The following is a 24,483-nucleotide window of genomic DNA, read 5'->3' as shown; positions in this document are numbered from 1 at the left end:
CGATGAGGCGGGGAGCTCGCCTTAGCGTATGATGTCGAAGCTGTAGTCTGTCTTGCCAACCGAGCTGGTCTTTCGATCGATCTCATCAAAGATCTTGTCGAGAATCTTGACCAGCACATTCATGCTCCCCTGATAGCCCCACACTGGATAACGATGGTGATGATGGCGATCGAAGATGGGAAAGCCGATGCGGATTAGCGGCGTTCCGGTGTCACGCTCGAGATACTTGCCGTAGGTGTTACCGATCAGGAAATCGACCGGCTCTGTGAACAGGAGCGAGCGCATGTGCCAGAGATCCTTGCCCGGGAAGGCGCGGCAGTTTTTACCGAAGGGCGAGCTCGCGAACAGCGCCTGCATCCTCTGCTCCCAGGCCTTACTCGCGTTCGTCGACAGCACGTGGGTCGGCTCAGCACCGAGCTCCAGCAGGAATGCGGCCAGACCATAGCAGAGGTCTGGATCGCCGTAGATCGCGAACTTCTTGCCGTGAACATGCGCGCTAGAATCAGCCATTGCGTCTACCAGGCGCCCGCGCTCCTGCTCCAGCGCATTTGGAATTGCCTTGTTGGTGATACGCGACAGTGTCATCAGGAAATCGTCCGTGGCGCTGATGCCCAGCGGGTGATTGAAAGCGACGACCTCCTGATCGTGCCCTTTGATGAAGGACAACGTCTTCTCCGTGCAATATTGCTGCATGGAAATGGTTGCCTTGGCGTGGACAGCGTTCGCGGCATCCTTTAGTGTAGTGCCCCCATCATACATGCGGAACTCGCCGTCCGTGGGGGTATCGAACACGTCACTGTTATCCGCGAGGATGGTGTAGCCGATCCCCATCAGCTCGAAGATACGCCTTATCTCACGGATGTTTCCGACAGTGTAGCCGTCGAAGCCACCGATGAAGTTGATCGTGTTGTTCGCTTTACGCTCGAGTTTTGGGGCCGTGCCGGCTTTGCCATCCCAGAAATGCTCGAGGATGCCCTTGAGCGTATTGTCGTAGCCAGTAACGTGGCTGCCGACGAACGCAGGAGTGTGAGCGAATGGTACGTCGTAGTCCGCTGGGACTGAACCTTTTTCCTTTGATGTTTTGATGAAGGCATTGAGGTCGTCGCCGATAACTTCCGCCATGCAGGTCGTGGCGACCGCGATCATCTTCGGCTTGTACATGCTATAGCTGTTGGCAAGCCCGTCCGTGAGATTGTTAAGCCCCCCGAACACGGCCGCGTCTTCCGTCATGGACGAGGAGACGCACGAGGTCGGCTCCTTGAAGTGCCGTGACAGATGGCTGCGATAATACGCGACGCAGCCCTGTGAGCCGTGGACGAACGGCAGTGTGCGCTCGAACCCGAGGGCGGCGAACACCGCACCGAGCGGCTGGCAAGCCTTCGCCGGATTAACGGTTAGCGCCTCGCGGGCGAAGTTCTTCTCGCGGTACTCGGATGTCTTCGACCATTCTTTGATGCGATCGACTTCGGCGGGATCATGCGGATTCTCAAATAGCGCCTTCTTCTTGGCCAGCATCTGCTGGTATTCGTCTCCCCGGAAAAGCTCGGAGTGGTCGAGTATGTGTTCGGCGTTCTGTGTCATCATAGCACTCTTTGGGTTCTTGCGTTCGTTCTCCTGCCCTTCCCCTCCTCTGCGGAAAGAAACGGCCCGGGGTCGGCTTCCTATTCCGCTGCCATGAGGCTCGGCTGCGGAGCGTCCTTCCAAGGTGCCGTGGTCTTCCCCCAGATCGGGGAGTTAATCGCCATGTCCATGTCGCGGGCGAAGATCGCGAAGCCGTCATAGCCGTGGTAAGGACCCGAGTAGTCCCAGGAATGCATTTGGCGGAACGGCACACCCATTTTTTGGAAGACGTATTTTTCCTTGATACCGGAGCCGACCAGGTCTGGCCGGATCTTTTCGACGAAGCGCTCGAATTCGTAGCCGGTGACATCGTCGTAGATCAGCGTGCCATCTTTGACGTAGTGCTGGGCGGTGCGTTGGTAGTCATCGTTATGCCCGAACTCATAGCCCGTGCCGACAACATCCATGCCGAGGTCCTCATAGGCGCCGATGACGTGGCGAGGACGTAAGCCGCCGACGAACAGCATTACCGTCTTGCCTTCAAGCCGCGGCCGGTATTTCGCGGTCACAGCATCGACAAGCGGTTGATACTTCGCGATGACGCGTTCGGCGCCTTGCTTGATCTTGTCATCGAAGAAGCTTGCAATTTTTCGCAGCGACTCCGCGATTTTGGAAGGACCGAAGAAGTTGTACTCACACCAGGGAATCCCGAATTTTTCCTCCATGTGCCGTGAGATGTAGTTCATCGAGCGATAGCAATGCAGTATGTTGAGCCTCGCCTTCGGCGTCGCCTCCAATTCAGCGAGAGATCCATCCCCCGACCACTGGGCGATGACGCGTAGGCCCATTTCTTCCAGCAGGATTCGTGACGACCATGCGTCGCCACCGATGTTGTAGTCGCCGATGATCGCAACATCATATGGCGTCGGTTCAAATTTAGGGCTGGTCTCTGGGGCGCTCTTGTCAAAGATCCAATCCCGAACGGCGTCGTTCGCGATGTGATGGCCGAGCGATTGCGACACGCCACGGAAGCCCTCGCACCGCACGGGCACGATGGTTTTGCCGCCATATTCCTTCGACTTTTCTCGGGAGACCGCCTCGATATCGTCACCGATCAAGCCAATCGGACATTCGGACTGAATGGTGATGCCCCTGCTGAGAGGAAATAGCTCCTGGAGCTCATCGATGAGTTTCGTGACCTTTTTATCGCCGCCGAACACGATGTCCTTCTCCTGAAAATCGGAGGTGAACTGCAGTGTCACGAACGTGTCGATGCCGGTCGTCCCGACGTAGTAGTTGCGCCGCGAGCCCCAGGAGTACTGACCGCAGCCGACCGGACCGTGGCTGATGTGGATCATGTCCTTGATGGGTCCCCAGACCACGCCCTTGGAGCCCGCATAGGCGCAGCCGCGGATGGTCATCACGCCCGGAATGGACTTGATATTCGACTTGACGCCACAATCCGACTTCCCCGCCTCGTGAACACTGAGATGCTTGGCGCGCCTTTTGGCAGTCTTCTCGGGGTAGACCGTCAACACCTCATCGATTAGCTGCTTGTTGCGCGCCTTGATCTCTGCAACGCCTTGGGTAGGTGTTCGGCTCATACAGGTTTCCTTTTCGATTGTGGTCTCAACAAGAAGCGACGCTTTTGCGGTAGACCGACGGATTTCCGATCCGGCGTTCAGGTAAGAGTGCAATCTGCGTGGGCGGTCCTACCGATCGCAACTTCGCGACGTTCATGCCGCAGCGGTCGTTCACGATCATGTAGCTCATCTCGGCTGAGCGGTTAGGAGCGCCATGTGTGACGCTGCCTATCGATGACCAAGACGCTTCTCGGTGAAGTCATGCCTGCTCTCCAGCGGTTGGTCATATCGGCTTCTTTATTCACTCGCGTGCGATCACGGGGCATGTCCCTGTGCATGGGATGCAAAGGACTAACAGCCGCCTCCTGCGCAGGGGTCTGCAACGAGTGTGCCAGCGCCGGTTGAATAAAAAAGCAACGTTTATAGAGCTAGATAGCTGCCGGATGCGGATTGTTATAAACCTGACCCTGTCTGCCACCAACAAGCGTAGCCGCAACGCCCTGTCTGAAACAAAACAATCGGTTACGCTCTCCACCAGCGGCGTGGCTGGAGTCTGGCCGCGCCGACGTCACTCCAATGCGCAGCCTTGCTTCGTACGCGCCGATCCAGCGATCGCAACCACCATCCGTTCGAAGCGGATTTCAGCGCGGTTAGATGTGCCCATCGTGCTCGCGATCCCACCCCCAGCAAGAATCGCATCGAGCGCTCCACCACCTGCTGCAGATGTCTCCACAAGAACTCAGTTGCCCAGCAGCAGTCCTCTTCCACTTCCGCATGGTCTCTCGCTCCGGCGTTCTTTTATTTGATACTGCGGAGAGGCGCGCTCGGAGGGGCGAACAGCTGACGCCGTGGAGAGCACGTAAGCTGATCAATTCCCAAGCAGCGCGGTAACTTAAACTCCGCAAACGGTCACCCTGGGCTTGCCCGGATTTGAATTTGCCGGCTACGACACAGGGCGCTTCCGCATCAAATAATCTGCAGCTTTTGCGTTCGGCGTAGTTCGACAAAGGGGAACATCGGATTCTGACGCGTCAGACGGTTTGAGCGAATTCACGGAAAGGCCGGCAGCTTCGCAAGTGTCGGCAGTCGAGATAAGGCAGGTGGGATGCGGACCACTGGTCGATTTATCCTTTCTCGTTCCAGGACAGGATCGAAATTCCTTACGCTTACCTCCGTTGCGTGGCGTATCAATCGCCATTGAAACCAGTTTTGCTAACGCGCTCCGCCAGCCTTTTTGCAGAACAGCGCGCCGATGGTCCACTTGAACGGTATTTTTCTTGCCCAGGTAATTATGGTAAAAAGGGCCAAGACCTCGGACCGAAGTGCTCAGGTGCGGATTTCACGCATTGCAACGTTCGTAAATTGGTGCATCACCACTGTTCCGGCGGTACTCGCGCGCCTTTCGCTTCTGTAGGGACGAGTTGGCTGCTGCACTAAGCCGCCGCGTCGGTTCACGACCTAGCGTTAGACCCGTTAATCTTCCCTTTTGAGCTTCTCGCGCTCCTGCTGAAGCGCTTCGGTCTCTCGGGCGACCTCGCGTCCTTCGCCCAGTTGTTCCTGGAAACGCTGGCGGGCCTCGGCGAGAACAGCGGGGGCGAAGGATTCAGTCAGCCGAATCTCGATTGCAGATCGGGCACTGCAGGGTGAGTTCATGGGCCCTTTTGCCGCCGTCGGGTTAGATGTCATGAACCCTCCGTTTCGGCAGCTCTTAGGCCCGAATAAACGTGATCCGGCCCCCTTCGCCACGCTTCCGATGTGGCTTTATCTTTGTTTCGACGTCCTGATCGAACGCCGCCAGCATGCGAAGCAGCTTTTCCACGGAAACCAACTTGAACTGCCCTTGAAGCAGCTTGGAGATGTTGGGCTGCTTCACGCCGACGAGCTTCGCGGCTTCGGTCTGAGTGATCTCCCGCTCCGCCATCAACCGCTTCAGTGTACAATGAGGGCTGCCTTGAGTTGGTACTCGTCCGCGTTCGGGAGGCGGTTGGGCTGCATTTATTCCGTGTTGATAGCTTCCGTGTCGCGCAGGCGCTGCCATGCGAGGCCAGATCGTCCCATATGCGGATCGGCAGCCAAAAGAGCTGCTGATCGGACCGCGTGAAGGTCATTTGAACGCTCTACCGCGCTCGAGTGCCTTCGGAGTTTTGGCTTAACCTGTTGCGGGTGTGCTCGTCTTGGGAGACGGCATATATTGGCCGGTGAGCACATATGTGTGTGCTTAAGAGTATGGACAGTATTCCTGTGCGCGCGCCTGCGGAATTCAGCGTAAGACACGCGTCACTTCCATAGAAGAGATTCTGGCCAGTCTGTGAACTCCAACTCGAAGCTACGTAGGCCGGTGGGTTTTGTCGTGAATTTAAGGGTCTTCCCTGAAAGGTCGGCCAATGAACCAGATGCGAATGTGAAAACTGTCGTGCCGGAAGTTGCGACCCCAATGCCTTGCTCGCCTTCCATGCTAGAGAAGTCGGTCGCCTCGGAGAGTTGCCCAAGTGCAACTCCCTCCAGCGCGTGGTGAAATTCCATGGAGGCCAAGTATGTCCTTTTGTCAGCAGCCCACTCGCTGACCGACACTGCTGTGATCCCCGCGTCGGTCAAGAGACCACCTGCGATCCGGCAGCCATATTGAACGGTGAGAATAACCCGCTCATTCCGAACTCCGGCCGGCTCTCGATCGGCGGCAGTGATCGTGCACGCGTACCGCCTTGTTTCCGCAACCGCCCCCATGCCTAGCCCGATCCACTCGAGAGCGGAACATAGTACAAAAGCGAGAGCGGCTCTTATCATTCGACTGCACCTGATCTGAAATATCGTTCCCTGCTCTGTACAATCTGACGCTACGGGCGATTCAAGCTCCTTCGATCGCTCTGCCGGATCAGCGTTACTCAGGTGACTGCGGTGTCGCAGAAGCGAGGCGAGCGGTATCCCCCGGCAGTGCCCTTGGACGGGGCCGGACCGATTTCATTATCGGTGCGCAGCGGGCAGCACCTCGGTGAACCAAGGCTATGGGCCGAGCTTTTCAGGTCGGCGGCGGCCATGAGGGGCCGCGACGGCCCGCGGCGCCGGAGCGCTACATTCCTGACCCAGGCGCAGGCGCTCTGTGAGCGGACGCTATTTAACGCGGAATGCTCCCGCGGCACAGGTCCCGAAATTTTGCTTCACAATCTCAATGTAAAAGGAAACGTGGCCGAGACGAGCCGTTCAAAGGCAGACTGCCGCTCAAGCAGACGCTCTTCGAGCATTTTACGCTGGAGATCATCTAGCTCGCTTTGAAGCCTTCTGCGACAACGCCAAATGTCATTCCGTACGGATCTGATCTCATTCAAGCGCTCGTCAATCGAAGTCATTACGGATACCGTATCCAACTTGAACCAGCCATGGACAAGTGCTCAATCACGTTCTTCCTCGCTAACACGCCGATAAATCTCAGGACTTGGGCCATCTGCGGACTGATGTCACGATCTCCTCCCAGCGTGTCCTCTCGTATCGGCATCATTCAACGCAAGAGCACGAAGTAGCGGTTGCTCCTGCAGAAGTTCAGCTTATTTTGCCCCAGCGCGCAGGATTTCAAAAGCGAGCAGCAGCCCGTGAGTGGGCCGACTTGGTAGTCCAACCAACACCCGCCGGATCAGGGTCAGGCTGGTCACCTGTCGAATTGGAGTAGCGATCAATCGGACGGTCGCACCGTCAAACTCTGGGCAGCCGCGCCTTTCAGACTTCAGCACGGCAATTGCCATGCCAGCGAACCTCAGGTGGAATTGAATCAAGCCATGTTCGGTTCGGAGGCTCGTCCTTTACGAACGAGCCGGGCTTCGCGGCGGCGGCGCGCCAGAGCGGCCCGGATATGAGTCGGAGAGGCTTCAGTCGGCAGGGCTCGGCGAAATCGTGAACGATGCGCACCGCCAAGCGCCTCGGCTCAGTGTCTCGCCCAGCTGCGTAGGTCTTGTTACCGCCGTTCCCGCGTGCGGCTGGCAAGCGAACCTCACCACAAAGGTATCTGCGATCACTCTAGCCGGGGCTGGCACTTGTGGCATCTGTGACACTGAATGTAGTGATCAAACCAAGACATCCTAGTTTGTTTGTTCGTCCGCACCCGTTCTACAACTAAATCAGCAACTTGCATCTCGGACGCAACTGGCACCGCAGTTGCTAATTGTCCAATGACACCGTGAGCGCTGAGCGCGGCCATTGGTGTAAGACGGATACATCAACTTTGCGGAGCGTATTGGCCACCCAATCGCTCGATGGAGCACCGATGCGGCCACCGGACAGCTTACTGCTTGCGGCACACTTGTTGTTGTCAGACCGACCATCAGGCCGCTTGAGCCGCTAGTCTGATCGACCAACAGAGGCCTCGATCTACGCTCAAAGCGAACTCGCGAATCACATGAGCCCCTCAAGCCCTTGCGTGAACGCCGCGGCGGGCTCCTCAAAGTCGTACATTTTGATGCAGCCTCGTTTGAGGATCCGCTGCATGCTGCGCCGGACCGTCGAGGAACGCGTGGCATCGCTTTCGACTGTTTCCTTGTTTAACAATCAGAACTAATGGAGGCGGTGTATGAACATGTCGATCCCGGAGCTTCGGCTTGTCGCTGAAGCATCTATTTTCGCTATTGGGCTGTTGATGTCGTCAGGAGCTAACGCCGACGATGATCTGATGAGAAACGCCAAGCAGATCTTCCATCCGATCCCCTCGGTCATTCCTGCGGTAAAAAACAATCCGGTGACGCATGGAAAGGTCGAGCTTGGCAAGATGCTGTTCTTCGATCCGCGGCTATCGGCGAGCGGGATCATTAGCTGCAATACGTGCCACAATCTCGGCACCGGCGGAGTCGATGCCGGTCCGACCTCCGTTGGTCACGGCTGGAAGGTCGGCCTGCGTCGGGCGCCAACCGTCTACAACGCAGTGTTCAATGTGGCGCAATTCTGGGACGGACGCGCCGCGGACCTCAAGGCGCAAGCCACCGGCCCGGTGCAGGCGAGTGCCGAAATGAATGCGACTCCGGATCATGTGCTCGGTATCTTGAACTCAATGCCCAGCTACGTCGTCCTGTTCAACAACGCGTTTCCGAACGAAGCGAGACCGGTCACCTTTGAAAATTTTGCGAAGGCGATCGAGGCTTTTGAAGCGACTCTCATAACACCTGCGGCTCCGTTCGACCAGTATCTGGAGGGCAATACACGTGCTCTCGATGATCAGCAGAAGACAGGGTTGGCACTGTTTATGGCGAAGGGATGTTCCTCTTGCCACAATGGAATCAATCTCGGTGGACAGGCCTACTTCCCGTTCGGCGTGATGAAAAAGCCGGACGCAAGCGTGCTTCCGGACGCCGATAAGGGCCGATTCGCGGTTACCAGGGCGGCTGGCGACGAATATGTCTTCCGCGCGGCGCCATTGCGGAACGTCGCGTTGCGAGCCCCTTACTTCCATTCGGGCCAGGTTTGGAGCCTGAAGCAAGCTGTTGCCCTAATGAGTGACATCCAGCTCGGCGCCAAGCTTAGCGATAGGGAGGAAAACGACATTGTCGCATTTCTGAATTCGCTGACCGGTCGGCTGCCTAAGATCGAATATCCGATATTGCCGACGCGCACCAACACGACACCAAAGCCTTCAATAGACAGATAGCCTTAGCAGCACCGGCCTCATTCCCTGCCGAACAGCAACAGAAGCGCTCCAAGAACCCGGGGTCTCGCAATGACGCCAAAATGAATGATCCCCTGCTGTCACTGATAAGCAGGCACATAAAAAGCCGCCCGGCCTCAATGCGAGGCCGGGCGAAAGTCACGCGGGAGCGACGCTGCTTTCCGCATCGTTCCAGCTTTCGTCGGTAGGGAGAACTACCGGCGATCGACTTACGACGAGGGCATTCGCCGTCAAACAAGGAGAAGCGGATATCGCTCTGCACAACTTAGCGAGCCGCTTGCCTTCCGCTCCTGTCGTAAACTTCAGGACTTGCTCACCACTTGCCAGCTGTCCGGTTGGCACGGGCAGCGCCTTGATGGAGCTGGGATCCATCGCGCAGGCGGTTTGACTGCCGAGCCCTGAAACTCAACCGTCAGTTTGCCGTCACGCGCCAGTATTTTGGCACCGCCGAATACCAGCAAATCTTCCCGAAGACCGCGCGGAGGCGCAAAATAGGTATGAAATTCCGCAAGGGCGGTAAAATAGATTGTTGTGATGGGACGCATCCACGCGATGGATAAATGAAGCGATAGGACCGTGGTTCGCGTCGAGCGTAAGTGACTTGGAATATGTCACCTAATCGGTATGGCCGGCATGCGGTCGTCCGCCGGATTCGAGCTTGTCGCCGCTGTATGCGATCGCCTCCGCCGGGGCAAACCGGCATTCGCAGGCGCTGGACACTTTGGAAGCTCGCAAGGATATCGCGAGCTCCCAAAGCGCGTTCATCTTATTCACAGATACGTTGGCGACACGCTCCGTACGATCATGCCTCGGCCCGCAACTCACGTGCGGCGACCACCATATTGACGAGCGCGGGACGCACCTCCTCCCATCTTCGAGTTTTCAGTCCGCAGTCGGGATTGATCCAGAGCTGCCGATCGGAAACCCGCTGCCGAGCCAACACAATCAGCTGCTTGATCTCGGCTACTGCGGGAATGCGCGGTGAATGAATGTCATAGACGCCCGGCCCAATTTCATTAGGATATTTGTAGCTCTTGAAAGCGTCGAGCAATTCCATTTTGGAGCGCGACGCCTCGATTGAAATGACGTCGGCATCCATTGCTGCGATCGCATCGATGATTTCGTTAAACTCGGAATAGCACATGTGCGTATGGATCTGAGTTCCGTCAGCGACAGCGGAGGAGCAAACACGGAAACTGTCCACTGCCCAATCGAGATAGTCCTTCCACTGCGATTTGCGCAGTGGCAATCCCTCCCGCAACGCAGCCTCGTCGATCTGGATCATGGTCGCTCCAGCCGCCTCAAGGTCGATGACCTCGTCTCGGATCGCGAGAGCGATCTGTCGGCATGTCTCGCTCCGCGGGATGTCGTCACGGACAAACGACCAGTTCAGGATCGTCACCGGTCCGGTCAGCATAGCCTTGACGGGTTTTTTGGTCAGAGACTGCGCATGTCGCCACCATTTAACGGTCATGGGCTTCGGGCGGGAGACATCTCCAAACAGGATAGGAGGACGAACGCACCGCGAGCCATAAGACTGAACCCAGCCGTGCTTGGTGAATGCGAAACCCAACAGCTGCTCGCCAAAGTATTGAACCATGTCATTGCGCTCGAACTCACCGTGTACGAGCACGTCCAGGCCGATATCTTCCTGCCAATGCACGGTATGGGCTGTCTCCGCTTTCAGAAGCTGCTCGTACTGCGTGTCATTCAGCGCTCCCCGCGCATGAGCTGCACGCGCATTGCGGACGTCCGCCGTTTGCGGGAAGGATCCGATGGTTGTGGTTGGAAACATCGGCAATGCGAAGGCGACGCGTTGGACGTCGGCGCGCTGGGTGAACGCACTGCGACGGCGACGCATGCTATCGTCGATCGCGGCCATTCGTCCGGCGACGTTCGCACTGTGGATCTTCGGCGATGTTTCGCGGGTGACGGATGCATCCTCTGAGAGCGTGAGTTCATCGGCCACGTCGGCAGCATAGCCAGCCAGCGCTTTGCCCAATATCGAAAGTTCCTTGATCTTCTGCACTGAGAACGCCAACCACGTCTTCAGATTGGGATCGAGATCGATCTCTAGTTCAATGTCGGTCGGAACATGAAGCAGCGAGCAGGAGGGGGCAATCTGAACACGGTCCCTGCCCAGTTTTTTGACCATAGGAGCAAGTTGGTCGAGTAGCGCCGGCAGATTAGAGCGCCATACGTTGCGACCATCAACGACACCGAGCGAGACCACGAGATCTCTACCTGCTCTGGCGACAATCGCGTCCAACTGGTCAGGTGCACGAACCAGGTCGACATGAACCCCGGCAACGGGCAAGGCCAATACTGTTTCAAGATTGTCGCCGACACCCCCGAAGTATGTGGCCAGCATGATTTTAAGGGCCGGCACGGCCTTAGCGAAATGAGCATAGGCCCGGCGGACAGCGGCCCGAGATGCTTCGTCGACGTCCATCACTAGGCATGGCTCGTCGAGCTGAACCCATTCAGCGCCGCGCGAGGCTAGTTCGCGGAGAACATCGACATAGACGGGGAGGAGTCGATCAAGCAGCGACAGCGGATTGAAGGCGGGATTTACGCTTTTGCCGAGCTTCAGGAAAGTGACTGGGCCCACTAGGACGGGCCGCGTCTGATAGCCGAGGCTTCTTGCCTCCTCATATTCCTCGATCGGCTTCCGAGAGGCATACTTAAAGATCTGATCCTGGTGAAATTCCGGCACCATGTAGTGGTAGTTCGTATCGAACCACTTCGTCATCTCCTGTGCGGCTACGCCGGGCCCATGCTGAGCGTGACCACCGTCTTGAGCGCCACGCGCCATGGTGAAGTAGGTTTTGAGCGACACAGGACCTTCGTTCCAGCCGTAAACGTCGGGAATGGCGCCGACCATTAGGCTGGTATCGAGCACATGGTCGTAGAGCGAGAAGTCATTCGAAGGAATGACGGTCGCACCGCGGGATTTCTGCCGTGCCCAATTAGCGGCACGAAGTCCACTCCCCGCCTCGAGGAGCTCGGCTTCGCTGGATTTTCCCGCCCAGTAGCTCTCGAGCGCGAATTTGAGTTCGCGTCGTGGGCCGATGCGTGACGTCCCCAGTGTGGCAACGGGAAGCGAAAGGATTGACATAGCTTAGACCCCATGTTGGGGCAAAGGCCATGGCGGACGCAGACAGCGAACATCGCGTGAGCGACAACTGCTTGGCGCACACCGGGACGCCCCGCCCGTGGACGATATCTTGTCGAGGCAGGTCTCCTGGCTCACGGGTCGTCGCTGCTGTCCGGCCTTCCCGAAGCCGCATGGCTTCAGTGACTTCGTTGGACAGCGGCTCGCCGCTTACAGTTGCGGGGGCAGCGCCGGCATTGCACCGGCTTCCCTCTTAGCTCCAGATCAAACGAAATCCGGAGACCGCGACGGCTTGAATTATGCGCACGAGGATCGATGCGTCAACCTACCTATTCTCGCTGCGATATTGCCCAAGCGATTACGAGCGCACTAGGCGGGCACGACGGTCTTGCTCGCGGCCTGGTGAACACGCCCGGATCTGTGGAGGCTCCGCTTGTGAATGCATTCGCTCCTTGCTCGCGTAACGGTTGAGCTCCACGACCGGAACGAACCCGGGCCGCTTTCGGTATCTGTGTGATCGCGAGGAAGCGACCTTTTCCGTCAGCAGCTTTTCGAACCAGCGCGTCAGGAAGGTGCGATCATCCTCGGCCGTCTTCCGTTTGGTCACAGCCCACGAGGCTCCCTAGACATTTCGAAAGCCGGATTGCTCCAGGACCGCACGGATGATCAGGTCGGCTCCTTGGTGTTCGGCGGCCCGCGACCAGGCACGAGGTCGTTCGCCTCCGTGAGGTTGGCCAAGATGATCTTCTCGGTGCAATAGGTGTTCACGTGCTGAGCGACTTTTGCGCCGGCTTCGATACGTCCGTGGCCGCTCGACGCCGGTCTGCCTCGCCTCGACTCGCGGCCAGCGATGATAGGCCTTAACGCGGCCACTGAGCATCGAGGGCCTTGTCCTTGTTCGTGACAATTTCGACGGTGTCCTCCGACAGAGCCCGTTGAGGGGTTCCTCGGAGTCGCTCAGCGTCTTAAGCTCATAACGATGTTAATCGACCTCGATGCGCCCCATGCGGTCGTGGTCTCCTCAAGGTCCCACATCTACAACTTCGTTCGCGAAATCGAGCGATGAGGCCTTTTGGTCGCGGGCTGCCTATCCTGTCTTGGACGGGACACAGGTGTCAGGGACCGGACAGACCACCGCGCATTGCGGCGTGTCGCAATGGCCCTCGCACTCCGTACATTTTTTGGCATCGATAACGTAAATGTCGCGCTTCAGACTGATCGCCGCGTTGGGACACTCGAACTCACATGCGCCACAAACGGTGCATTGCGAAGCGACGATCTTGTAAGCCATGCCTTCCGACTCCTTAGGCGAGCGATGCCATGGGCGATCCCTTTCAAATGCCGTGCCAAACGCAGACGCGCTCAATGTTGGGCAATTTGCCCAATTCGGCTGTCCCGGGTCTGAGACCATGTTGCATCTGCGACAGCAACAGGTCGCTTCAATTTCAGGCTACGAGCCCTCGGCCCGTCTTGCGAGAGTCAGTCGCGACTTGACGCTGGAAGCGTCCGTCGGTTTGTTTGGCACGTCAGCGCGGGGGCAAGCGAGGCTGACGCTTCCTCAACCGGCGGCGACAAAAAACCGCCAACGGACGCAGGTCTACGTTGGATCTCGGCAAACCTCCGGTCACACACCCCGACTGGAGGTTTGTGCAAGCCTCGCTCATGGCTGCAACGCTAGCTGCGCGGAGGACTCGCTGGAGGCTTGCCAAAACGGGCTTGTGGTATAACAAGCTTCGGAGGGAAATGAAGTGGCGGCGGGACGAGCGACACTGGCCCTGCAGACCGAATTGCACTCAGCCTCATGCCTGGTGCCGAGTAGGCATGGCGGTGCTCCTGAGCGTCGCTTGGCCGCACTCAGCCACTCGCAACTATTTTAGACGAGCTGGAGCAGGGTTGAAAGATGACTGTGCAAATTGCTTCAGTGGCATGGCTTTTCCGAACAGATGGCCCTGCGCAAGGTCGAAGCCGAGTTCGGCCACAGCGATTAGGTCAGCCTGGCTCTCCACACCTTCGGCGACGGTGCGCACATTGTACTCTTTGGCTAGATCGACGATATGGCGGCACACCGTTCGCTTGAGGGGCCCATTCGCGCAGCCGCCGACGAACTGACGATCCACTTTCAATTTCATGAACGGGAATTTTGTCACCCCCATCAGCTGCGGCCAATTGGCACCGACATTGTCGATTGCAAGGCCAATGTTGTGAAAGCGAACCTCACGCGCAACCTCGACCAGGAGATCTAGGTTCTCGATCGCTTCCACGCTCTCGATTTCAATCGTCAAACCGCCGAAAGCGGCGTGCGACGGCATGCGCCGACAGAGATCGCGTACCGCCTGCGGGTCAATCAGGAATGCTGCCGGGAGATTGATGGAGAGATCGATCGAAGTTTGCTGCTCCAGAAGATACTGCCAATCCTTGATCGCGCGGTCGATCACGAACTGCGACAAGTTCCTAAAATGCGGATCGTGAGATTCCGGGATGAAATAGGCCGGTGGAACAACGCCCCAGGTCGGGTGCCGCATTCGCACATGCGCCTCGGCGCCGCGGCGGCTAAGGGTACACGTGTCAAACTTCGGCTCATACCAGAGCTCAAGCCAGCCAGCGTGTAAGGCTTCTCCGACATGGACCGCGGGACGGGGCGCCGGCTCTCTTGGCAAGAGTATGCCGATCCGATCGCGCAACGTCTCGGCTGCAAACGGCGCCCTGAGCGGCGGCAGCATAGCAAGTCCATATTCACTGCCGACCTGCTGCACTGCCGCCATGATGATCGACTCGCGCGCTCCGAACGCCAGCACTCGGCCTGCAAATTCTTCGCGTACCAGTATCTCGAGCAATCGTCCAGGCTCGATGCGGTCCGAGCCAATGCCGAGCAGGATCAGATCAGGGAACTCCGTGCGGAGTACATGCGGCAACTCGTCAGCAGTCCTGCATTCGCTGGTAACAAATCCCATATCCTCCAGCACATCCCGTAGAAAGGCGCGCAGATGCCGTTTGCCGACCGCCAGGCATGCCCGCGGCCGCACCTTACGTTGCCCGAAGATTACAGGTTTCCCTCCGACCAGTTCGGCCTGACCATGTTCCATCGCAACCACTCCCGTTCCGTGACGGTGCCTTAAACGAGGAGCGAAGGTCCAAACAAGCTGTGCTTCCCGATATCTTTTGATTGTTCGAGATAAGCTTAAGATAGTGCATTAGTGTGCAAAATCTTTCGCGATCTTGCTCAGACGATTTTATCGGGCGCACGCGTATGATACCTGTCGCGCTTCGCGCAACTTTGTACGATGTCGTACGCGAGGTGGGAATCTCTCCTTCGGACGGACCGAGCTGACGCTCTATGGCGCTGCGATCATCGTGGCGCACGATTTATTGAATAGAGTAGTTCGTGAGCGACGATCGGCAATCACTCTTACGAACGTTTGATCGACATGACCGGCGTGTGCCGTTTGGTGATTGTTTTCCAATCGAAGGCAGCCCATCATGAGTTCGCAGCTGCTCAAACCGGAGTCGATTCTGAGAACGGCAATGGCTTGCGATTACCTCAGCTCTGTTGCTTATAGCGAGTGTGGACGTGCTGCTTCCTACCGAGCCAGATAGTTGCTCTCAATTGCGTTTTCTGTATCCTCCTGAGCATGAATTTCCTCCAGAGGGCTCGGTCAGGTGTTCGTGTTGGCGCTGAAGGGCAAGGCACGTCCAGCGCGGGCACGGTTTTGCGCAAGAGCGTGCCAGGAGATGAGAACGCGGTCGCAAAAGCGGTCGAAGAGCTACTTTCCGAGTTAGGTGGCCTCGGACCGGAGTTCAGCCTTCACGGCGCGAAGCAGGCGGCGTTGCGCCTGATTCAGGATCCCGAACAGGGCTTCATTTTTGTCGTCGAAGAACAAGGCACCGGGCAGATTGTAGGGGTAGCTAGCATCTCGGCCGTACAGGCCGTGAGAGCAGCCGGAGCGTACGGCATGCTTCAGGAGCTATGGATTTCTCGTGACTTCCGCAGCTCTGACTGCGGTCGGCATCTGCTCGAGGCGGTAGATTCGGAGGCGAAGCGACGCGGCTGGCAGATGATTGAGGTTGCGTTGCCTCCGGATGGCTATCCGGCCCTAGAACGGGTACGCCATTTCTACGAGGAGAGGGGATATCGGGTTGGAGGATTGCGCGCGCGCAAGAGGCTCTGACAGTGGTACGACCTCTGCGCCACACACTTAAAGCGCTCCTGGGCTAGCGTGCTATCGGTAAAGTCCTTCACGCAGTCAATCCTGGGCTTGTTGCTTCTCAAAACGAACGCTTCACGCGTGCGTCGCGGCCCAGCATGATCGAGAACCTTTGACGCTGATGCGGTGCTGACTCCCACCGCGAGCGGTTACCTCTTCGGCCTTCTTGGCGAGAACGTTCGAAAATATCAGCGATCAATCATTCTGCATTGTGGGAAGCGATACCGCGACCCGCCCACCAAAAGGCGACAGGTCGGCGGCGGCCCGTCGCGGGCGAAGCCCCGACCCAGCCTTACGAATCGTTCGTTTGCGCTTCCCATGCAGTGCGATTTACTGGCTCTGGTTTGAGATCACCCACACAAACGCCATCCATTCGTCACCAATTACATTCTCTCGGAAACTGGCCAGCCAGTCGTCTACCAGACTCATTTCCTGCATCTTGGTGCGGCGGACCGGCGCGTGAAAGGATTCCGCACCACCTTGCCACTCCTGCTGGCGAATTTCGAGGAAGGTGCGCGAGATCAGCCATCACACTGATCCGGTAGAGGATTCCGTAATGAGCAATGTGCCGAGTGCCGCGTCCAATACGACATTCGTGCAGCTCCCCCATGCGCAGGACTGGATGCAAGCGGACCGCTTCGCCGTTTGGCGCCAATACGAAAACGTGGGCCGAGGGAATCATGCGCGACAAAGAGCCCCCTTTTTTGATCGACCGTCAGTCCGTCAGGACCGCTCGTCGCGAAGAACCAGCTGAATCGTCCGACTTTCCCCACGCCATCACGCATCAGCGGTACGTGCCAGATGCTATTGTCGCGCGTCATTGCAACGAACAATACGGTCTCGTCCGGACTGAGCACCAGGCCATTCGGGCCCGGGCCATTAGAAATCAAGCAATGATCCGGCCGTCAGGGCACAGTCGAAATACCCGGCCGGTCCGATCGTGCAATCCAGTCTGGCCCTGATCGGTGAAATAGATGTCGCCTTTGGTCGCGATATGCAGGTCGTTGCAGCCTCTGAAGGACTCGGAATTGCGGTGGCCCAGCAACGGTCGGATGGTCCCTCTCTGTGGATCGAGCTCCAGGAGACCGTTGATATAGTCGGACACGAGCACCCGGCCGTCCGGAGCAACCTTCAGACGTTCGGCCAGCCGTCGTATTCGATGATCAAAGACCAGACGCCCTCCGGTGAAATCCGGAAATGCAGCCGAAGGGGATGTCGACGACATAGAGATTCCCGGACTGGTCGAACGACGGTCCCTCGATGAAACAATCTACTAGATATGCCCCGCGGTTCGCGTCTGCCCATTCCGAAGAAACAGCCGGGCGACGAAACTCCGCCGGCATCGACGAGAACACGCTAACCTCCATCAGCTTGGGCGGGTTTTCGAGATGCTCATGATGCGCCTTGGAGCCTGCGACGCGGCTGGCCCTCATATTTGTAGCCGAACTGCTTGGGCATCGGGCCCTTGTTGCGATCGTTGCGCCCAGTTTGCTCCCAGGCGTGAGCCAGGATTCCGACCGCGCGCGACAAGCAGAAGACCCCCCGCGCGAGCGGAGAGGCGAAGCCCAGTTCGCCGTAAATGACCGCGGTCGCGCCATCGATGTTCATCGGAATGAGCTTGCTCTTGCGCTGTTGCATCACCCGCTCGATCGCGCGAGCGGCCTTGGCATAATCGCCGCCGACACTGCCCTCGTCAGCTGCGGCATCCACCAGCGCCAATAGCGGGGCCGCGCGCGGGTCGACTGGATGAAACCGATGGCCAAAGCCCGGCAGATATTTGCTGCGGGTTGCGGTGAAATGGTCGATTGCAGCGCCAGCGGCCTGCTCGATCTCTCGCCCTTGGCGCCGTCGCAGCACATCGTCGTAGAGTTCGATAGCCTGCTCCCCTGCTCCGCCATGCACGTCATCGAGCGTGTTGATTGCCGAGGCCATTGCGCCATTCAGGGGCAGGCCGCAGCTCACCGCCATTTGGGCAATTGCAATGGAGGGCGCGTGCGGACCGTGGTCAACGGATCCAACCAGCGCAGCTTGCAGCAGCTGCTCCTGTGCTGGCGTCGGCAGATTGCCACGTAACATCAGCCAAATCATGGCGGGAAAAGAAACGCGGCCTATCAAATCTTCAATTGGATAACCCCGATAGGCGATGCGACCTGGCGCGATATCGCAAATGGAGGTTCGCCACCAACTGGCCGCTTGCTGTCTCAGTTCTTCTTCGCTCATTTCCGCTTCCGTCCTTTCAACCTGCCGATTGCCAACTGACGCAAGCCGTCGGATGTCATGATATCGGTCCGTCCGTGGCTGCGCGGACGGGCAGGAAATCAGCCTCTCCTTGCTTTGGCCTCCCGACGGCTCGGCTTGAGACTAGTTGCTCAACCTCCGCATACGAATAGCCGAGCCGCTGCAGCCATCGCTCAGTGTCTGCTCCGAGCGTCGCAGGTGGTGAAGGCTCCGAAAACTCCTCATCCAGCCGGAACCCCGGCCGCGTGATTCGTAACGGCTGCGCATCGTCTTGTTCTGGCGCCAAAGTCTCGATGAATCCGCGCTCAACGACCTGTGGCTGCTGCAACACTTGCGAGACCGTCAGCACACGGCCGGCAGGGACACCAGCCAAGTTCATTTGGGCCTCCCATTCCTCAGCGGGCTTGCAACTCAACGCCTTGTTCAACTCCGCGCTCAGCGCAGCGCGGTTCACCTTGCGCATCTCGCGTCCAGCAAAGCGTGGATCCGTCTTCAGGTCCGGTCGATCGATCAGGTCGCATAGGGCTTGGTACTGCTTCTGCTCGTTGGCGGAAATGTTCAGCGGGCCCGTTGCGGTGCGGAACGTGCCGGAGGGAGCCGCGGTAAAGTTCTCGTTGCCGATGGGCTGCGGCTCGATCCCGGCGTTCAGGTGGTTGGAGACGACCCATCCCATCGCCGCAATGGTGGCCTCGAGCAGGGACACGTCGATGAACCGACCCCGTTGCCTATGCCGCTGGTCGACCAGAGCCGCGGCGATAGCAAACGCAGCAGTCAGTCCCGCAATCGTGTCCGAGATCGGAAAGCCCGTGCGCAGGGGAGCCGAGGCTATATCGCCGGTGACGCTCATGGCTCCGGAGAGACCCTGGACGATCTGGTCATAGGCCGGACGGGCGGACCACGGTCCGCTCTGCCCAAAGCCGGAGATCGCGCAGTAGACCAGACGCGGGTTCAGCCTGACAAGCACATCAAAGCCGATGCCAAGGCGTTCCATCACCTTCGGGCGGAAGTTTTCGAGCACCACGTCGGCTTCCTTGACCAGTCGCAAGAACACCTCGCGGCCCGCTTCCGATTTCAGGTCCAGTGCAATCGATTGCTTGCCGGCGTTCACAGCGACAAACGAGAGTCCCTGCAGGCGCTCCGCTCTTTGCGGATCCGCGCCGAGGCGCCGCGCCAGGTCGCCGCCGTTCGGATTTTCCACCTTAATGACCTCCGCGCCAAGGCGCGCAAGATGGTAACCGCAGAACGGACCCGCCAACACGTTTGACAGGTCGAGAACGCGGATACCGGTTAGCGGCAGAGACATCTGAAGAGCCTTATTGTAGGTGATCCGATAGCGAGCGCTTAGTACGCAACTTATTTCAGTTGCTGCGCAGCACGTTCCGCGAATCGATTCGTGAAGGTCTTGATCAGGTCGATCTTTGCGGCTGCGATCTTCGGATCAAAGTCGCCTAGGACAGCCAGCGGGATCTTGGCCGCCTCGATGTCCATCTGACCTGTTGGCGAGAACAGCGCTTTCGACGCGTTCATGATCTCGATGTTCACCTCGCGATTGTCGGTCTTGTATGCAGGAGGCATCGCGTCGACGAGTTGCTCCGTCGACGCCGTGTTGATCCAGCGGTGGGTTTTGAGCAAGGCGTTGACGAGGCGCTGGACCGTTTCTGGATTTTTGTCGATGAAAGTCTGCTGCAGGTAGAGACAGGCGGTCGGATAGATTCCGCCAAAGGCTTGTTTTGAGCCTTCGAGTGTGCGCGCGTCGAACAGCGGCGTCGCACTCTTTTTGCGCGCGAGAAGGGTCGCAATCGGGTCGAAATAGACGAGCGCGTCGATATTCCTGGCCTCGAGTGCCACCATACCGGGCGCCCCGCTGCCGACCGCGATAATGTTCACGTCGCGCGGACCCAACCCAGATTTCTTGATGTAGTAGCGCGCCATGGTGTCGGTCGATGACCCCGGCGCCGTGATCCCGAGCTTGAGGCCCTTCAGGTCGGCACCGGACTTGACCTTGTCAGCGAGGCCGCTGCGGACACCGAGCAACACGCCGGGAATGTCATTGAGCAGGAACACGCAGGAAATCTGTTTGCCCTGCGCATGCATCTGAATGGTGTGATCGTAAAAGCCGACTGTCCCGTCCACCGAACCGCCGACCAGCGCCTGCAAAGCCTTCGAACCACCGGCCTGGAAGTTTTCGACGGTCACCTCAAGGCCCTGGTCCTTAAACGAACCGAGCTTCACACCAAGCTCGAGAGGCATATAGTTGAGGATCTGTGATCCCACTGCGATCTTCAATTTTGTCTTCTCGGGCTCGGCGGCATGCGCTGAAATGAGCGGCAATACGGCTGCCGCGATAACCACCATCAGTCTCGGAAAAGCGTGCATGGGAACCTCCGTGAGAATGGGAGCGCTACGATCAAACTTCGTGGGCAGGTGCCGGCCGCCAGACCAGCAGCCGCTTTTCCACCCGGTCGACGATGGCATCGAGCGCGATGACGAAGGCGGAGAGGACGATGATCCCTGCGAAGACACCGGTGGCATCAAGGACACCCTCGGCCTGCGCAATCAGGTGCCCCAATCCTGCGGACGAACCGAGATATTCGGCGACCACCGCTCCCATCACGGCCATGCCGACAGATACCCGCAGACTCGACAGGATCCACGTGGTGGCGGACGGCAGGTAGACGTGGCGCAGCAGCGAGGACTTCGATGCACGCAGCAGGCGGGCATTCGCGAGCACGACCGGATTGACCTCGCGGACCCCCTGAAACGTGTTGAAGAATGCGACAAAGAGGACCAGCGTTACCCCGAGCGCGACCTTGGAGGTGAGCCCCAATCCGAACCAGATGACGAAGATGGGTCCCAGCAAGATGCGGGGGATCGCGTTGAACATCTTGATAAAGGGCTGGACCACCTCGGCCGCAAACGGGCTTAAGCCGAGCCAGATACCAAGCGAGGTGCCGATCCCGATCCCAGCCAGGAAAGACAGGACCGTCTCCAGCAGTGTTGTCCCAACATCGGTCCAGAAGTCCGATGTTGACATCCACTCGCCTATTCTTGCGACAAGCGTCGATGGTGCCGGAAAGAAGAAAGGATCGATCAGCCCGACCCTCACACCCAGTTCCCAGATCAGGATCACACCGAGGACGATGGCGAACTGCGTGAGAGCAACCTTACCCTTACCCCTGCGCATAGCTTTTCTCCACTTCGGCGCCGAGCAGCGACCAGATTTCACGATAGAGCGCGACGAATTCATCCGTGGTCTGGAGTGCCAAGACGTCGCGTGGACGGGACAGCGTGATCCTGACATCGCCAACCATGCGGCTGGCAGGACCGGCAGACATCACAACGACGCGGTCCGCCAGCGTGATCGCCTCATCGAGATCATGGGTGATAAAGACGAGGGAGCGCCGGTCCGCCTGCCATAGCTCGAGCAGGATGCGATGCATGAGGCGGCGCGTGTGAACGTCCAGCGCGGAGAAAGGCTCATCCATCAGGACGATCTTCGGCTCCATGATCAGGGTCTGGGCCATGGCAACGCGCTTGCGCTGGCCTCCGGATAATTGATGCGGATAGCGCTCCTCGAACCCCTTCAAGCCGACCTTGGCGAGCCAGGGCCGCGCCTGCTCGCGCGCCTTTGCGATCGAGCTTCCCTGAAACACGAGCCCGAGGCCGACATTGTCCTGGGCGGTTTTCCAGGGCAGCAGCCCTTCCTGTTGCAGCATGTAGCCGGACTGACCGTTCAGGCCCCTAAGCGATTTGCCGAAAATGCAAACCTCGCCGGCGGCCGGCTTCAGCAGTCCGGTGACAGTATTGAGAATGGTCGATTTTCCGCAGCCGGTCGGCCCGACCACTGCAACGAATTCGGTTTCGCCGACCTGGAGGTTCATGCTTTTCACGGCGGTGAAGTCGCCGAAGCGAATCATCACGTCGCGCAGGTCGACGGCAAGTGCCGGCTGCCCTTCCATTGTTTCGCTCCGCAGAACCTGTTCTAAGCCTCAAAACAGGTAACTGGCGCTTCATCCGGAGTCAATTGCATTCTGCAGTATAGAACCCAGATGAGAATTGAATACTGGACTTTCTATCCATTCTGGATATCTGTTCTGCACGCCAGAACATGAGGACTGTATCAATGGCAAAGACAGGGGTTGATGCGGTCGGGCGCGCCCTGGCGATCCTCAAGGCCTTCGGCGCTGAGCGCGCAGCCATGACGCTGACCGAGATTGCCGAGGCGACCGACTTCTACAAGAGCACGGTCCTTCGCCTTGCCGCATCCCTGGAAGCGGACGGATTCCTGGTGCGGGGGACCGACCGGCTATTTCGACCCGGACCGGAGCTATGGCGCCTTGGGGCGCTCTATCAGCGTGGGCTGGACCTCGGTGACCTGATCAGACCCTCGCTCCATCGTCTGGTCGAAGCAACCGGAGAGACCGCATCCTTCTACATCGCGGAGGGCGACGAGCGCATTTGCCTTTATCGCGTTAATTCTCCGCGTTCCGTCCGGCATCACCTCGAAGAAGGACAACGATTGCCGATTGATCGCGGCGCTGCGGGCCGCGTTCTTACCGCTTACCGCGATTTTGCATTAGCTGGTGGAAAGAAGATCAGAGATCGTGGCTTCTACGTCTCGATCGGCGAGCGTGATCCTGAGGTTGCGGCCGCAGCGGTGCCCGTAATCGATGTCTACGGCAAATTGCGGGGCGCGCTCTCAGTCTCCGCCATTCGCACTCGCTTTGATGCAGATGCTCGGAAATCTGCCGTTGAAGTGCTGAAGTCCGAGGCTAAAGCGCTGACTGGTTTGCTGCCTGCAACTGAGCGCTGAGCTACAATGGCAGCGTTCTGTTTATAACGCACAGCTCAGCGGGTGCCGCAATGGCCTCTCCTGAGCGTAGCGCGCATTTCTCGCATTGTTGAGGCCTGCAGATCATCCTCGATCTCGACGCCACCCATCCCTACACGGACATCAGGAGGGAGGCTTCTTCAAGGCTATTACGCTGCTCGTGTGATGTGTGCTGGTGCGCGTGTTCTGGAGCCGTCATGGCGTGACGGCCAAGCTGCGGCGCGCCGACATCGATGCAAGCGCGGTTAGGACGTTTCGCGGATTGTGCGGCCTAAAGCCGGATGGGGTTAGACCGAATCGATCTGGGATTGAACGAAGCCGCTGTCGCAGCGTGCGTGGCGAGGTGGCGTAGATCGCCTCCTGGCTGAGAGGATGTGGGTGTTGGAGCCCCCCTCAGACAGGGTATTGAGATGGCCGATTTGAGCCCTCTTCGCCGCCGCATGATCGAGGATATGACAGTCCGCAATCTGTCGCCGGCGACGCAGCGATCCTACATCAGCGCGGTTTCGAAGTTCAGCCGCTATTTCGGCCGATCGCCTGAGCGGTTGGAGCTGGAAGACGTCCGGGCCTTCCAGGTGCATCTGGTCTCGACCGACATCTCATGGCCGGCGCTGAACCAGATCATCGTCTGTGCGCTACGGTTTTTCTACGGCGTCACGCTCGGCGAGGCGCTCATCCCGAAGCGCATTCCCTATGCGCGAGAGCCCCGCAAGCTGCCGGTCGTTCTCAGCGCCGACGAAGTGGTGCAGTTCCTCGAGGCGGTGTCGAGCCTGAAGAGCCGCGCCGCGCTCACCACCGCCTATGCGGCCGGCCCCAGGGCCTCCGAGGTCGCGGGACTGCGGATCGAGGACATCGACAGCACCCGCGGTGTCATCCAGGTGCGCCACGGCAAAGGCGCGAAGGATCGCAACGTGATGCTGTCGTCCCGACTGCTCGGCATCCTGCGCACCTACTGGCGGCTCGCCCGGCCGCGGTTTTATCTGTTCCCTGGGCGTGACGAAGGTCACCCGATTGATCCGACCGTGTTGCATGCCGCCTGCCGCTCGGCGGTCAAGGCTGCGGGCCTGACCAAGCGCGTCACGCTGCACACGCTACGCCACAGCTTCGCGACACATCTTCTGGAGAACGGAATCGACATCCGGATCATCCAGGTTCTGCTCGGGCACAATAATCCGTCGTCGAGGGCGCGCTACACGCAGGTCGCCACCCATACGATCCGGCCGCCCCAGAGCCCGCTCGACCGCCTATCGCTGGAGGTGACGCCACCGGCATGACAACGGCTCCGGGATCCGGCTTATGACCCCCCCGACGTC

General features: G+C 58.7%; 18 protein-coding genes and 1 riboswitch. Of the genes, 4 read left to right on the top strand and 14 right to left on the bottom strand.

What is annotated here, in order from left to right:
• Positions 1-21: 21 nt before the first annotated feature.
• The 4 genes from nifK to QRQ56_RS22230 form a co-directional block, all read right to left on the bottom strand.
• Positions 22-1,581: a nitrogenase molybdenum-iron protein subunit beta gene (gene nifK, locus QRQ56_RS22245; RefSeq protein ID WP_317245391.1), complete on the bottom strand. Its 1,560-nt coding sequence runs from the start codon at positions 1,579-1,581 to the stop codon at positions 22-24.
• An 80-nt stretch (positions 1,582-1,661) separates the two neighbouring features.
• A complete protein-coding gene (gene nifD, locus QRQ56_RS22240) occupies positions 1,662-3,164 on the bottom strand; it encodes a nitrogenase molybdenum-iron protein alpha chain (RefSeq protein WP_438742983.1) in 1,503 nt (500 codons plus the stop codon).
• Between the two features lie 1,452 nt (positions 3,165-4,616).
• Positions 4,617-4,829: a hypothetical protein gene (locus QRQ56_RS22235; RefSeq protein WP_143275372.1), complete on the bottom strand. Its 213-nt coding sequence runs from the start codon at positions 4,827-4,829 to the stop codon at positions 4,617-4,619.
• 22 nt (positions 4,830-4,851) lie between these two features.
• On the bottom strand, positions 4,852-5,064 hold the full coding sequence (locus tag QRQ56_RS22230) for a helix-turn-helix domain-containing protein (protein ID WP_317245392.1): 213 nt from the start codon (positions 5,062-5,064) through the stop codon (positions 4,852-4,854).
• A gap of 2,634 nt (positions 5,065-7,698) precedes the next feature.
• Here QRQ56_RS22230 and QRQ56_RS22225 point away from each other — a divergent pair.
• Positions 7,699-8,766: a cytochrome-c peroxidase gene (locus QRQ56_RS22225; RefSeq protein ID WP_438742982.1), complete on the top strand. Its 1,068-nt coding sequence runs from the start codon at positions 7,699-7,701 to the stop codon at positions 8,764-8,766.
• Between the two features lie 820 nt (positions 8,767-9,586).
• Here QRQ56_RS22225 and metE read toward each other — a convergent pair.
• The 3 genes from metE to QRQ56_RS22210 all read right to left on the bottom strand — a co-directional run bounded on the left by metE (position 9,587) and on the right by QRQ56_RS22210 (position 14,982).
• Positions 9,587-11,902, bottom strand: coding sequence for a 5-methyltetrahydropteroyltriglutamate--homocysteine S-methyltransferase (gene metE, locus QRQ56_RS22220; protein WP_438742981.1), 2,316 nt, complete (start codon positions 11,900-11,902; stop codon positions 9,587-9,589).
• A 99-nt stretch (positions 11,903-12,001) separates the two neighbouring features.
• A riboswitch (cobalamin riboswitch) is annotated at positions 12,002-12,201 on the bottom strand.
• Positions 12,202-12,986: 785 nt separating this feature from the next.
• Positions 12,987-13,190, bottom strand: coding sequence for a 4Fe-4S binding protein (locus QRQ56_RS22215; RefSeq protein WP_007600001.1), 204 nt, complete (start codon positions 13,188-13,190; stop codon positions 12,987-12,989).
• Between the two features lie 577 nt (positions 13,191-13,767).
• Complete coding sequence (locus tag QRQ56_RS22210) at positions 13,768-14,982, bottom strand: EAL domain-containing response regulator (RefSeq protein ID WP_438742980.1); 1,215 nt, start codon at positions 14,980-14,982, stop codon at positions 13,768-13,770.
• 546 nt (positions 14,983-15,528) lie between these two features.
• On the opposite strand from QRQ56_RS22210, the gene QRQ56_RS22205 reads away from it, so the two are divergent.
• Positions 15,529-16,065, top strand: a complete 537-nt coding sequence (locus tag QRQ56_RS22205) for a GNAT family N-acetyltransferase (protein WP_317245397.1) — start codon at positions 15,529-15,531, stop codon at positions 16,063-16,065.
• 557 nt (positions 16,066-16,622) lie between these two features.
• Here QRQ56_RS22205 and QRQ56_RS22200 read toward each other — a convergent pair.
• From QRQ56_RS22200 to QRQ56_RS22170, 7 genes are all read right to left on the bottom strand, one after another.
• Positions 16,623-16,922, bottom strand: coding sequence for a hypothetical protein (locus QRQ56_RS22200; protein WP_317246486.1), 300 nt, complete (start codon positions 16,920-16,922; stop codon positions 16,623-16,625).
• Between the two features lie 65 nt (positions 16,923-16,987).
• The gene (locus QRQ56_RS22195; RefSeq protein ID WP_310473285.1) at positions 16,988-17,326 is read right to left on the bottom strand and encodes an SMP-30/gluconolactonase/LRE family protein; all 339 of its coding nucleotides are present in this window, start codon (positions 17,324-17,326) and stop codon (positions 16,988-16,990) included.
• A 167-nt stretch (positions 17,327-17,493) separates the two neighbouring features.
• A complete protein-coding gene (locus tag QRQ56_RS22190; protein WP_317245398.1) occupies positions 17,494-18,321 on the bottom strand; it encodes a citryl-CoA lyase in 828 nt (275 codons plus the stop codon).
• Between the two features lie 55 nt (positions 18,322-18,376).
• A complete protein-coding gene (locus QRQ56_RS22185; RefSeq protein WP_317245399.1) occupies positions 18,377-19,642 on the bottom strand; it encodes a CaiB/BaiF CoA transferase family protein in 1,266 nt (421 codons plus the stop codon).
• Between the two features lie 50 nt (positions 19,643-19,692).
• The gene (locus QRQ56_RS22180; protein WP_438742979.1) at positions 19,693-20,715 is read right to left on the bottom strand and encodes an ABC transporter substrate-binding protein; all 1,023 of its coding nucleotides are present in this window, start codon (positions 20,713-20,715) and stop codon (positions 19,693-19,695) included.
• 31 nt (positions 20,716-20,746) lie between these two features.
• Positions 20,747-21,523 carry an ABC transporter permease gene (locus QRQ56_RS22175; RefSeq protein ID WP_438742978.1) on the bottom strand — a complete coding sequence of 259 codons (777 nt, stop codon included), beginning with the start codon at positions 21,521-21,523 and terminating at the stop codon, positions 20,747-20,749.
• Positions 21,510-22,298, bottom strand: a complete 789-nt coding sequence (locus tag QRQ56_RS22170; RefSeq protein WP_317245401.1) for an ABC transporter ATP-binding protein — start codon at positions 22,296-22,298, stop codon at positions 21,510-21,512. Before QRQ56_RS22170 ends, QRQ56_RS22175 begins: the two co-directional genes overlap by 14 nt.
• A 164-nt stretch (positions 22,299-22,462) precedes the next feature.
• Between QRQ56_RS22170 and QRQ56_RS22165 the strand changes: the two genes are divergently transcribed.
• Positions 22,463-23,152 carry an IclR family transcriptional regulator gene (locus QRQ56_RS22165; RefSeq protein WP_438742977.1) on the top strand — a complete coding sequence of 230 codons (690 nt, stop codon included), beginning with the start codon at positions 22,463-22,465 and terminating at the stop codon, positions 23,150-23,152.
• 428 nt (positions 23,153-23,580) lie between these two features.
• The gene (locus QRQ56_RS22160) at positions 23,581-24,444 is read left to right on the top strand and encodes a tyrosine-type recombinase/integrase (RefSeq protein ID WP_438742976.1); all 864 of its coding nucleotides are present in this window, start codon (positions 23,581-23,583) and stop codon (positions 24,442-24,444) included.
• The last annotated feature ends 39 nt before the right edge of the window (positions 24,445-24,483 follow it).

Origin of the sequence: Bradyrhizobium sp. U531 (assembly GCF_051710265.1) — a bacterium.
Taxonomy (GTDB): domain Bacteria; phylum Pseudomonadota; class Alphaproteobacteria; order Rhizobiales; family Xanthobacteraceae; genus Bradyrhizobium.
This window is presented reverse-complemented; position numbering and strand designations above follow the sequence as displayed.